Source organism: Marinobacter sp. LV10MA510-1 (assembly GCF_002563885.1).
Taxonomy (GTDB): Bacteria; Pseudomonadota; Gammaproteobacteria; order Pseudomonadales; family Oleiphilaceae; genus Marinobacter.
On sequence record NZ_PDJA01000001.1, the window covers coordinates 318,906 to 330,911 of the forward strand.

Below are 12,006 nucleotides of genomic sequence, written 5' to 3' on the forward strand. Positions count from 1 at the left end.
ATGTTTTACAAATTGAACGAGAGAGTTCCGGTGCTAGAAGGAAGCGGTCATTTTGTTGCCGATAATGCCTCGGTGATCGGCAGTGTTCGCTTATTAGACAAAGCCAGCGTGTGGTTCAACGTGGTGATTCGCGGTGATAACGAGCTGATAACGATTGGCGAGCAGAGCAACGTGCAGGATGGCGCCGTATTGCATACCGATCCAGGATTACCGTTAAACATTGGCCGCGGGGTGACAGTGGGGCACAAAGCCATGCTGCACGGCTGTGACGTGGGCGATTATTCGTTAATCGGCATCAACGCAGTTGTGCTGAACGGTGCCAAAATTGGCAAGCACTGCTTGATAGGTGCGAACACGCTAGTGCCGGAACATATGGTCATACCTGACGGCTCTATGGTTATAGGTTCGCCGGCGCGGGTAAAGCGCCAATTAAGCCCGGAGCAGCAAAAGATGCTGGAAATGGCCGCGCTGAGTTACGTCAAGAATGCTGCGCACTACCTGGACAACCTGCAACCCTGTGAGCCCGAGCGATGAGCGTTGCTAATAAAGTCAGGTCGCCTTGTGTCAGTATTTGCGCGCTTAATGAAGATGACGTGTGTATTGGTTGCCATCGTTCAAGTGATGAAATTATGCGTTGGATGCAAATGAACAACGATGAACGGCGTGAGGTTTTGCGCCTGGTTGCTGAGCGCGAGAAAAAGGCTTTAATCTGAACCCGGCCGCTGGCCGTTCAATATCATCCGATGGAATTGTTATGGAACAAAAAATAGCAGACGTCACCTTGGGAACACCGTTAACAGACACCGCGTTCAAAGTTCTGTTTTGCGGTGCCGGTGAGTTGGGCAAAGAAGTTGTCATCGAGCTGCAGCGTTTCGGTGTGGAGGTTATCGCTGTTGATCGTTATGCCAACGCACCCGCTATGCAGGTTGCCCACCGCAGTCACGTTATTGATATGTTGGATGCTCAGGCATTACGACGGATTGTCGAGCTTGAAAAGCCGAACCTGATTGTGCCGGAAATTGAAGCCATCGCTACCGCAGAGTTGGTTAAGCTCGAAAACGAAGGTTTCACGGTGATTCCCTCGGCAAGAGCGGTACATCTAACCATGAATCGGGAAGGCATTCGTAGATTGGCGGCTGAAGAGCTGGAACTGCCGACGTCGCCCTTTCGGTTTGCAGGTACCAAAGAAGAGTACCTGGCGGCAGTGGAAGAGGTGGGATTGCCACTCGTGGTAAAGCCGGTAATGAGCTCGTCTGGTAAAGGGCAGTCAACGGTAACCCTCGCCGAGCACATCGAGGCTGCGTGGGATTATGCCCAAAGCGGCGGTCGTGCTGGTAAAGGAAGGGTGATTGTTGAAGGTTTTGTGGACTTCGAGTACGAGATCACTCTGCTGACGGTGAAGCACCGTGATGGCATATCGTTTTGCGATCCTATTGGCCATCGTCAAGAGGACGGTGATTATCGCGAATCCTGGCAGCCTCAGCCGATGTCGGATCTCGCGTTTGAGAGAGCGGCTCGCGTCGCCCGTATCGTGGTTGAAAGCCTGGGTGGTTTGGGGGTGTATGGCGTAGAGCTGTTCGTAAAGGGCGACGACGTTTGGTTTTCGGAAGTGTCGCCGCGGCCTCACGATACGGGTTTGGTAACGCTGATCAGTCAGGACCTTTCTGAATTTGCGTTGCATGCCCGGGCAATTCTCGGATTGCCGGTTCCTTCTATACTTCAATACGGCCCTGCGGCATCGGCGGTGGTGCTGCCCGAAGGTAACTCGAAGCGTATCCGATACAGTGGTATGCAACTGGCACTGGCTGAGCCCGATACACAGTTACGTCTGTTTGGTAAGCCGGAGCTGAGTGGCCGGCGTCGCATGGGCGTTGTACTGGCGCTGGCTGGCTCTATTGACGCTGCGCGGGAAAAAGCGAGAAACGCCGCAAGTGCTATTAAAGTGTCTCTGAACTAGCTATAGTCGTCAGGTAGTTTAGATAGCCATTCATGGATACTTGGCAGGTGGCTCAAGGTCAGTTTGAGGTTTTTTGATAAAGTTCAGATTGGCTGTTGACCTGTCCCGAGAAGTCTGTAGAATGCGCATCTCGCTTGAGGGACAGCCGGTTTTAGAGGGGCAGGAATCGAGCGGAAACTGTTTAGTAAGACGTTGAAAAGTTTAGGAAATGTGATTTAAACTTTGAACGCGAAAACGGTTGACACGGTTCGGATACGCTGTAGAATGCGCTTCTCGAATCAAGCAGTACCGGCCGGTTAGGTTGGGGGGTTTGGAAGGAAATGCTTCTGAAGCTTCTCGAAATAAACGGTTGACAGGGCAGCGAAACGATGTATAATTCGCCTCCTGATTGAGCCACGGCTCAAACGCTCTTTAAAAAATTAACCAAGTAATTCGTGTGGGCGCTGACTGGAGTATTTCGGTAAGAAATACCAAGTCAACGACTCGTCAAGAATTGAGTTTTTGTCTTGAGCAGATTTAAGATCTTCGGATCTTGTATGATTTAAACTGAAGAGTTTGATCATGGCTCAGATTGAACGCTGGCGGCAGGCTTAACACATGCAAGTCGAGCGGAAACGATGGTAGCTTGCTACCAGGCGTCGAGCGGCGGACGGGTGAGTAATGCTTAGGAATCTGCCTAGTAGTGGGGGATAGCCCGGGGAAACTCGGATTAATACCGCATACGCCCTACGGGGGAAAGCAGGGGATCCGCTCTTCGGAGAGGACCTTGCGCTATTAGATGAGCCTAAGTCGGATTAGCTTGTTGGTGGGGTAATGGCCTACCAAGGCAACGATCCGTAGCTGGTCTGAGAGGATGATCAGCCACATCGGGACTGAGACACGGCCCGAACTCCTACGGGAGGCAGCAGTGGGGAATATTGGACAATGGGCGCAAGCCTGATCCAGCCATGCCGCGTGTGTGAAGAAGGCTTTCGGGTTGTAAAGCACTTTCAGCGAGGAGGAAGGCCTTAAGCTTAATACGCTTGAGGATTGACGTCACTCGCAGAAGAAGCACCGGCTAACTCCGTGCCAGCAGCCGCGGTAATACGGAGGGTGCAAGCGTTAATCGGAATTACTGGGCGTAAAGCGCGCGTAGGTGGTTATGTAAGCGAGATGTGAAAGCCCCGGGCTCAACCTGGGAACGGCACTTCGAACTGCATGGCTAGAGTGTGGTAGAGGGTAGTGGAATTTCCTGTGTAGCGGTGAAATGCGTAGATATAGGAAGGAACACCAGTGGCGAAGGCGGCTACCTGGACCAACACTGACACTGAGGTGCGAAAGCGTGGGGAGCAAACAGGATTAGATACCCTGGTAGTCCACGCCGTAAACGATGTCAACTAGCCGTTGGGGATCTTGAATCCTTAGTGGCGCAGCTAACGCACTAAGTTGACCGCCTGGGGAGTACGGCCGCAAGGTTAAAACTCAAATGAATTGACGGGGGCCCGCACAAGCGGTGGAGCATGTGGTTTAATTCGACGCAACGCGAAGAACCTTACCTGGCCTTGACATGCAGAGAACGTTCCAGAGATGGATCGGTGCCTTCGGGAACTCTGACACAGGTGCTGCATGGCCGTCGTCAGCTCGTGTCGTGAGATGTTGGGTTAAGTCCCGTAACGAGCGCAACCCCTATCCCTAGTTGCTAGCAGGTAATGCTGAGAACTCTAGGGAGACTGCCGGTGACAAACCGGAGGAAGGTGGGGATGACGTCAGGTCATCATGGCCCTTACGGCCAGGGCTACACACGTGCTACAATGGCGCGCACAGAGGGCTGCAAACCCGCGAGGGGGAGCCAATCTCACAAAACGCGTCGTAGTCCGGATCGGAGTCTGCAACTCGACTCCGTGAAGTCGGAATCGCTAGTAATCGTGAATCAGAATGTCACGGTGAATACGTTCCCGGGCCTTGTACACACCGCCCGTCACACCATGGGAGTGGATTGCACCAGAAGTAGTTAGTCTAACCTTCGGGAGGACGATTACCACGGTGTGGTTCATGACTGGGGTGAAGTCGTAACAAGGTAGCCCTAGGGGAACCTGGGGCTGGATCACCTCCTTAAACGATGCCGAACGCTTCGGTCAGAGTCCACACGAATTACTTGGTTGATTGATTAAAGAGAGCAAAGGGTCTTAGGCCCGTATCGGCTGTACCAGACCTTTGTGTTTGGACAAGCAAAACCGGGTCTGTAGCTCAGTTGGTTAGAGCGCACCCCTGATAAGGGTGAGGTCGGTGGTTCAACTCCACCCAGACCCACCAAAATCGTCCAGCTCGGCGTTATAGAATGACTTGCATAGTAAACTATGCGGCGACATCCGATGCCTTGATCTGAACGATTTCCGAGTTTGACGCCATCCTATTGGGTCAGTCGGAGATAGCATCCGGGGCTATAGCTCAGCTGGGAGAGCGCCTGCCTTGCACGCAGGAGGTCAGCAGTTCGATCCTGCTTAGCTCCACCATTATACAGATGTGCAGATGTTGTGAGTTACTTGGTTACCCTGAATGTCCTGACTTCGGTCAGTGTACAGAAAAAAGTGTTTCTTTTACGGCGTTTTATGCGTTGTTAAAGCCGAAATCCTTCTTTCTGATCACTGGGTCAGATTTGCTCTTTAACAAATTGGATGAGATAGAACACGAATACGTTTCTCTATGGTCTTTGAGAGACGTGTTCAAGTGATAACGATTTTTTCAAGCGTTATCCGGTGTTGTCGTTGAAGTGGTTGTGCATGACTTCGAGTGACTATCTCTAATCAGTTCCACCTGGAACGTCTTGGCTTCGGCTAAGGTGTCTTTTCGTGGTTCTATTTAGAGTCAGTTGTCTTGGGGTTATATAGTCAAGCAACTAAGCGCATACGGTGGATGCCTAGGCAGTCAGAGGCGATGAAAGACGTGGAAGCCTGCGATAAGGTTCGGGGAGCTGGCAAACGAGCTGTGATCCGGACATTTCTGAATGGGGAAACCCACCCAGTTTAGGCTGGGTATCTTACACTGAATACATAGGTGTAAGAGGCGAACCGGGAGAACTGAAACATCTAAGTACCCCGAGGAAAAGAAATCAACCGAGATTCCCTAAGTAGCGGCGAGCGAACGGGGACTAGCCCTTAAGCTAGACAACGGGTAGGAGAAGGCTCTGGAAAGTGCCGCCATAGTGGGTGATAGCCCTGTATCCGAAACCTGAGTCTAGTGAAATCGAGTAGGACGGGGCACGAGAAACCTTGTCTGAACATGGGGGGACCATCCTCCAAGGCTAAATACTCCTGACTGACCGATAGTGAACCAGTACCGTGAGGGAAAGGCGAAAAGAACCCCTGTGAGGGGAGTGAAATAGATCCTGAAACCGTATGCGTACAAGCAGTCGGAGCAGACTTGTTCTGTGACGGCGTACCTTTTGTATAATGGGTCAGCGACTTATGTTCAGTGGCGAGGTTAACCGTTTAGGGGAGCCGTAGGGAAACCGAGTCTGAATAGGGCGAATTAGTCGCTGGGCATAGACCCGAAACCGGGCGATCTATCCATGAGCAGGTTGAAGGTTGAGTAACATCAACTGGAGGACCGAACCCACTGTCGTTGAAAAGCCAGGGGATGACTTGTGGATCGGAGTGAAAGGCTAATCAAGCCCGGAGATAGCTGGTTCTCCCCGAAAGCTATTTAGGTAGCGCCTCGGACGAATACCACAGGGGGTAGAGCACTGTTTCGGCTAGGGGGTCATCCCGACTTACCAACCCGATGCAAACTCCGAATACCTGTGAGTACTATCCGGGAGACACACGGCGGGTGCTAACGTCCGTCGTGAAGAGGGAAACAACCCAGACCGCCAGCTAAGGTCCCAAAATTCCAGTTAAGTGGGAAACGATGTGGGAAGGCTCAGACAGCTAGGAGGTTGGCTTAGAAGCAGCCATCCTTTAAAGAAAGCGTAATAGCTCACTAGTCGAGTCGGCCTGCGCGGAAGATGTAACGGGGCTCAAACTGGATACCGAAGCTGCGGCTGCATACTTTGTATGCGGGGTAGGGGAGCGTTCTGTAAGCCTGCGAAGGTGAGTTGAGAAGCTTGCTGGAGGTATCAGAAGTGCGAATGCTGACATGAGTAACGACAATGCGAGTGAAAAACTCGCACGCCGGAAGACCAAGGGTTCCTGCGCAACGCTAATCGGCGCAGGGTGAGTCGGCCCCTAAGGTGAGACCGAAAGGTGTAATCGATGGGAGACGGGTTAATATTCCCGTACCTTGGATCACTGCGATGGAGAGACGGAGAAGGCTAGGTAAGCCGGGCGACGGTCGTCCCGGTTTAAGCGTGTAGGGAGGGGACTTAGGCAAATCCGGGTCCTCAATTCTGAGACGCGATGACGACTGCCCATGTGGCGGGAAGTTATTGATGCCATGCTTCCAGGAAAATCTTCTAAGCTTCAGGTGATTTGAGACCGTACCCCAAACCGACACAGGTGGTCAGGTAGAGAATACCAAGGCGCTTGAGAGAACTCGGGTAAAGGAACTAGGCAAAATGGTGCCGTAACTTCGGGAGAAGGCACGCTGGTGGTATGTGACACCCCTTGCGGGTTGAGCAGAAGCCAGTCGAAGATACCAGGCCCCTGCGACTGTTTATTAAAAACACAGCACTGTGCAAACACGAAAGTGGACGTATACGGTGTGACGCCTGCCCGGTGCCGGAAGGTTAATTGATGGGGTTATCCTCACGGAGAAGCTCTTGATCGAAGCCCCGGTAAACGGCGGCCGTAACTATAACGGTCCTAAGGTAGCGAAATTCCTTGTCGGGTAAGTTCCGACCTGCACGAATGGCGTAACGATGGGGGCGCTGTCTCTACCCGAGACTCAGTGAAATTGAAATCGCCGTGAAGATGCGGTGTATCCGCGGCTAGACGGAAAGACCCCGTGAACCTTTACTATAGCTTCACAGTGAACTTTGAACATGTTTGTGTAGGATAGCTGGGAGGCATTGAAGCGTGAACGCCAGTTTGCGTGGAGCCAACCTTGAAATACCAGCCTGGCATGTTTGAGGTTCTAACTTGGTCCCCTTATCGGGGATGAGGACACTGTGTGGTGGGTAGTTTGACTGGGGCGGTCTCCTCCTAAAGCGTAACGGAGGAGCACAAAGGTGGGCTAAGTACGGTCGGACATCGTACGGTTAGTGTAATGGCACAAGCCCGCTTGACTGCGAGACAGACACGTCGAGCAGGTACGAAAGTAGGTCATAGTGATCCGGTGGTTCTGTATGGAAGGGCCATCGCTCAACGGATAAAAGGTACTCCGGGGATAACAGGCTGATACCGCCCAAGAGTTCACATCGACGGCGGTGTTTGGCACCTCGATGTCGGCTCATCACATCCTGGGGCTGAAGCCGGTCCCAAGGGTATGGCTGTTCGCCATTTAAAGTGGTACGCGAGCTGGGTTTAGAACGTCGTGAGACAGTTCGGTCCCTATCTGCCGTGGACGTTGGAGATTTGAGGAAAGCTGCTCCTAGTACGAGAGGACCGGAGTGGACGAACCTCTGGTGTTCGGGTTGTCACGCCAGTGGCATTGCCCGGTAGCTATGTTCGGATAGGATAACCGCTGAAAGCATCTAAGCGGGAAGCCCCTTCCAAGATGAGATCTCCCTGGGCCCTAGAGGCCCCTGAAGAGCCGTTCAAGACCAGGACGTTGATAGGTCGGGTGTGTAAGCGCTGCGAGGCGTTGAGCTAACCGATACTAATTGCTCGTGCGGCTTGACTATATAACACCCAAGACAATTGGGTTTGACACAACACGGATAACGACGAAAAAATCAATATCACGGCCCAACAAGCCAATGTTCTATCTCATCCCCCAGTGATCAACCGTTTTGTCTGACGACCATAGCGGCCTGGTACCACCTGATCCCATCTCGAACTCAGAAGTGAAACAGGCCTGCGCCGATGGTAGTGTGGTTCGCCCATGTGAGAGTAGGTCATCGTCAGACTCTTATTGCTAAATGCCCCGATAGCTCACGCTACCGGGGCTTTTTTTTGCCTGAAAAAAACGAAACCAGCCAGAAATAGGGGACGGATTTCAAATCCGTCCCCCGGTGAAACCTGTCCCCGCTGGGTCCCCGGTTCCAGGGCAGGGGACAGATTTCAAATCTGTCCCCCAGTGAAACCTGTCCCCGCTTGGTGATTCACCCATTCCAAAGTCATGCGTAGGCTTTGAATTCGTGCGGATTTAGTGTTTAATCCAGCGCTTAGTCATTGACACGGGCACCCCTGAATGAAAGCCAAGGTATTGATAACCCGTTTGAATGACGGCAAGATCCATTCCGGACAGTCATTGGCCATTGAGTTCGGCGTCAGCCGCACCGCGATATGGAAGATCGTACGGCGAGCGTTGAAGGAAGGTTTTGATATACACACCGTGCGTGGCCGGGGCTACCAGTTAGCAAACCCTGTGGATTTTCTGGATCAGAAAATTATCGCGAAAAACGTCGATTATAGTACAGTTTACCGAAAGCAGCGGGGCGTAGAGTGGTTGCCACTTACCGACTTATTTTAAAAGTTTATTCACCATAGCGCGCAGAGCAGCCGGTTTTACGGGTTTATAAAGCACATGATAGCCGCGGTCTGTCGCGTCATCTCTTACCTCTTGTGCCATATAGCCTGTAATCAGAATGCCGGGCAGGCGCTTTTTCAGAGCTACGCGCAGCGTGTCCATAGCGTCCAGACCGTTCTGGTCGTCGTCTAGCTGATAGTCGGCCAGCAGAATGTCGGGAATGTCCACACCCAGTTTTGTCATGGCGTCGTCCAGGCTGTCCGCGGCTGTTATCTGGCATTGCCAGTTGCTCAGCAGCGCCACCATACCCTGAAGAATAGCGGCATCGTTATCAATACACAGCAGATGGCGGCCCTTCAGACTGGATACTCGCCGAGCCGGGCCATGAGCTTGTACCGGCAGGGGTGTTAGCTCCTCGGCGGCCACTCTGGGCACCGTAATACTGAAAACGCTGCCACGACTCTGCCGCGACTGAACCGTCACCGGATGATTGAGCATACCGCTGATGCGGTCGACGATGGCAAGGCCAAGGCCCAAACCTTTCTTGTCGCGCCCATGCTGGAAACGGCGGAACTCTTCAAAAATCTGGGTTAGCTGATCCTCCGGAATGCCTGGCCCTGTGTCCCAGACTTCAATGCGCAGGAAACCATCCAGGCGACGACAGCCCAGCAGGATTCGGCCTTCGGGTGTATAGCGTATGGCATTGGACAGAAAATTCTGGATCACCCGGCGCAGAAGCTTGGCATCTGAACGGATCCAGGCGGAGCTGGGTACCACATCCAATACAAGGTCCTGGTCTTTGGCGATGGCAGAAAAATCGTTTGCCAGCCGGCGGATGATATCGCTAACCGGAAACACGCTGATATCCGGCTCCAGAGCACCGGCATCCAATTTGGAGATATCCAGCAGCGTACTGATAATTTCTTCGGCCGCACCCAGGGAGCTGTCGATGTGTTCGACCAATTGCTGACACTCGGCACTTTGAGCTTTACCTTGCAGGGCAGAGGTGAATAGGCGTGCGGCATTTAAGGGCTGCAGCAGATCGTGGCTGGCTGACGCGAGAAAGCGTGTTTTACTGTGATTGGCTTGTTCGGCTACAGACGTGGCTTTAAGCATCTGCTCGTTGATCACCTGCAGTTCCTGGGTTCGCTCTTTAACCCGTTGTTCGAGGTAGATATTGGTTTCTTTTAGCGCCTGTTCGGTACGACGCATGGGCGTTATGTCCTGAAATGTCGTGACATAGCCGCCGCCGGGAATCGGCGCGCCTTCAATGCGGATAAACGTGCCATCGGGCCGCTGGAGCTCATAGGACACACGTTGGCCTTGGGTCATGCTGCCAATGCGTTCAGTAACGATTTCATCGATTTTACGGGCTGAAAGATTTGCGTTAGTCAGAGTATAACGAATCAGGTCAGCCGCCGGTCGTCCCAGGCGTACAAAACTCTTTGGGTAATTGAACAGTTCGATGTATAGATGATTCCACACCACCAGTTCCTGCTGGTGATTTACTACTGACACGCCAAGACTGAGGTTTTCAATAGCGGAATGCAGTAGCTCTCGGCTAAACGTCATTGCCTGTGAGGCCTCATCCACAATGCTGACGACGTCTTCAATCTGCATGTCGCGACCCGTCAGGGTCGATTCCAAAACCACACGCGCGGTTGAGCCGCCGATAATCGATGCCAGCTGGCGCTCTACGTACTTCATCAAATGTGTTGTTGCAGGCCGCTGTGGATAAAGGCGGATGGCATTGCGGCGCTCGTAATTGCGAAATACCGTTTCTGCGCGCTCGTCGCCCATGAAGCGATCTGCCAGAGCCTGCAGATCAGCGGTCAGAATCTCACCCTGCCAAGTTTGCTGGTGGGGGGTTTCTCCGCGTCCGTGAGTGTCCTGAAAATAACTGGCGATCTGTATTTTTTCACGCACTCGTTGGCGGGTTACTAAGGACAGCATTATATAAATCGCAGTATTGGCTCCCAGGCTCCAGATTATACCGTGGCTGATTTGGTCCAGTTCAGCGCCAAACAGGGCGGTGGGACGGGTCCAGCTCATGCCCCAGAGACCCTGTTGAACAAGTGTGTCATTGATCCAGCCAGTAGATGCCAGTGCGGGCAGGAGTAGAGTGTAAAGCCACAATATAAAACCTATAAAGAGGCCCCACACCGCTCCGTTATAGTTGCCACCGCGCCAGACGATTCCGCCCACCAACGCCGGTCCAAGTTGCGCCGCAGCAGCGAACGACAGTAGTCCGAAGGCCGTCAAACTGGTGTCTTCCCCTGCCATCCGATAAAAGCCATACGCTGTTAGTAAAACAGCGAAGATAGCGATTCGGCGAATGCTAAGGAGCAGGTAGCTCAGGTCTGCCTTGCGATTCATTCTTGGACGGAAGAATTTCAACAAAGCCGGCATGATGATTTCGTTGCTGACCATGGTGGCGACCGCCACCGAGCACACAATCACCATCGCCGCCGCTGCGGAGCCTCCCCCCAGGAACGCCAGTACTGCAAGCCAGGTATTACCGGCCAGTATGGGCAACTGAAGGGTCATAATGTCAGGGTTGTAGCTGGCACTATCGGGCACAAGCAAGCTGGCAGCGGCAATCGGCAGTACAAAAGCGCTGGCGATGATCAGATAAACAGGCATAGCCCAGCGTGCGGTCTCGAAATCGCGGGGATCGCTGTTTTCAACCACCATAACGTGGAACTGCCGCGGCAGGCAGACAATGGCCACACCGGCGACCAGGGTTTGGGTAATAAACGCGGTCAGATTCAGGTTTTGGGTTGTCAGCACTCCGATGAGATCGGCCGCGGCCACCCGCTGTGTGAGATCGCCAAAACCATTGAAAAAGCCAAACAGCACAAACAACCCAACCGCTGAAAACGCCACCAGTTTGATCACAGATTCAAACGCAACGGCTTGAATCATGCCGCGGTGATGCTCTGTTGATTCCAGATGGCGGGTACCGAATAAAATGGTAAACAGGGCCAGAGCCAACGTGATGTACCAAGCTGAATCGCTCCAGGCGGCGTTACTGAGTTCCTGTACGCCGCCGTGGGGGCTGGACAGCACCGCAAAGCCCATGGCAATGGCTTTTAACTGCAAGGCGATGTAGGGCACGCTGCCGATTAACGCAAAGGCGGCGATCATCGCTGCTAGCAACTGGGATTTTCCGTAGCGGGAAGCGATAAAGTCGGCTATGGAGGTGCTGCTGTTGCGCTTGCTGATGTGAATGATGCGGCGCAACAGCGGTGCGGCGAACACGAACACCAGTAACGGCCCAAGATAGATGGGTAAAAATCCAAGACCTTCCTGGGTGGCACGACCAACGGCGCCATAGAAGGTCCAGGAAGAGAAGTACACTGCCAGAGACAGCGCATAGATGTGAGTTCTGGCTAAGCGATGCCGGTAAAGCCCCGGATGGCGGTCACCTGCCCAGGCCACCACAAACAGCAGGGAAACGTAGGTGATGGAAATTAAAACCAGCAACCAGACACTAATCATAT

Annotated in this window: 5 protein-coding genes, 2 tRNA genes and 3 rRNA genes; 9 read left to right on the top strand and 1 reads right to left on the bottom strand. The window is 53.0% G+C overall.

Annotated features, from left to right (window positions below; genetic code table 11):
• From ATI45_RS01480 to ATI45_RS01520, 9 genes are all read left to right on the top strand, one after another.
• Positions 1-534, top strand: coding sequence for a gamma carbonic anhydrase family protein (locus ATI45_RS01480; RefSeq protein WP_098417972.1), 534 nt, complete (start codon positions 1-3; stop codon positions 532-534).
• Positions 531-713, top strand: coding sequence for a DUF1289 domain-containing protein (locus tag ATI45_RS01485; RefSeq protein WP_026224078.1), 183 nt, complete (start codon positions 531-533; stop codon positions 711-713). Before ATI45_RS01480 ends, ATI45_RS01485 begins: the two co-directional genes overlap by 4 nt.
• Positions 714-754: 41 nt before the next feature.
• Positions 755-1,957 (top strand): formate-dependent phosphoribosylglycinamide formyltransferase, encoded by a 1,203-nt coding sequence (gene purT, locus ATI45_RS01490; protein WP_098417973.1) that lies wholly within the window; start codon positions 755-757, stop codon positions 1,955-1,957.
• Positions 1,958-2,500: 543 nt separating this feature from the next.
• Positions 2,501-4,051: ribosomal RNA gene (locus ATI45_RS01495) — 16S ribosomal RNA — on the top strand.
• 121 nt (positions 4,052-4,172) lie between these two features.
• A tRNA-Ile gene (locus ATI45_RS01500) sits at positions 4,173-4,249 on the top strand.
• A gap of 124 nt (positions 4,250-4,373) precedes the next feature.
• Positions 4,374-4,449: transfer RNA gene (locus tag ATI45_RS01505), tRNA-Ala, on the top strand.
• A 373-nt stretch (positions 4,450-4,822) separates the two neighbouring features.
• Positions 4,823-7,715, top strand: a 23S ribosomal RNA gene (locus ATI45_RS01510).
• A gap of 111 nt (positions 7,716-7,826) precedes the next feature.
• Positions 7,827-7,940, top strand: a 5S ribosomal RNA gene (rrf, locus tag ATI45_RS01515).
• The 16S, 23S and 5S rRNA genes sit together here with 2 tRNA genes alongside, the layout of an rRNA operon.
• A gap of 284 nt (positions 7,941-8,224) precedes the next feature.
• Positions 8,225-8,506 carry an HTH domain-containing protein gene (locus tag ATI45_RS01520; protein WP_228706160.1) on the top strand — a complete coding sequence of 94 codons (282 nt, stop codon included), beginning with the start codon at positions 8,225-8,227 and terminating at the stop codon, positions 8,504-8,506.
• On the opposite strand, the gene ATI45_RS01525 is transcribed toward ATI45_RS01520, so the two are convergent.
• The gene (locus tag ATI45_RS01525) at positions 8,498-12,004 is read right to left on the bottom strand and encodes a PAS domain-containing hybrid sensor histidine kinase/response regulator (protein WP_098417974.1); all 3,507 of its coding nucleotides are present in this window, start codon (positions 12,002-12,004) and stop codon (positions 8,498-8,500) included. The genes ATI45_RS01520 and ATI45_RS01525 overlap by 9 nt on opposite strands.
• Positions 12,005-12,006: the final 2 nt, after the last annotated feature.

Bases quoted from the DNA above. Each gene is read 5' to 3' on its own strand.
- ATI45_RS01480 (WP_098417972.1), top strand. From the start codon at position 1: ATGTTTTACAAATTGAACGAGAGAGTTCCGGTGCTAGAAGGAAGCGGT.
- ATI45_RS01485 (WP_026224078.1), top strand. From the start codon at position 531: ATGAGCGTTGCTAATAAAGTCAGGTCGCCTTGTGTCAGTATTTGCGCG.
- purT (WP_098417973.1), top strand. From the start codon at position 755: ATGGAACAAAAAATAGCAGACGTCACCTTGGGAACACCGTTAACAGAC.
- ATI45_RS01520 (WP_228706160.1), top strand. From the start codon at position 8,225: ATGAAAGCCAAGGTATTGATAACCCGTTTGAATGACGGCAAGATCCAT.
- ATI45_RS01525 (WP_098417974.1), bottom strand. From the start codon at position 12,004: ATGATTAGTGTCTGGTTGCTGGTTTTAATTTCCATCACCTACGTTTCC.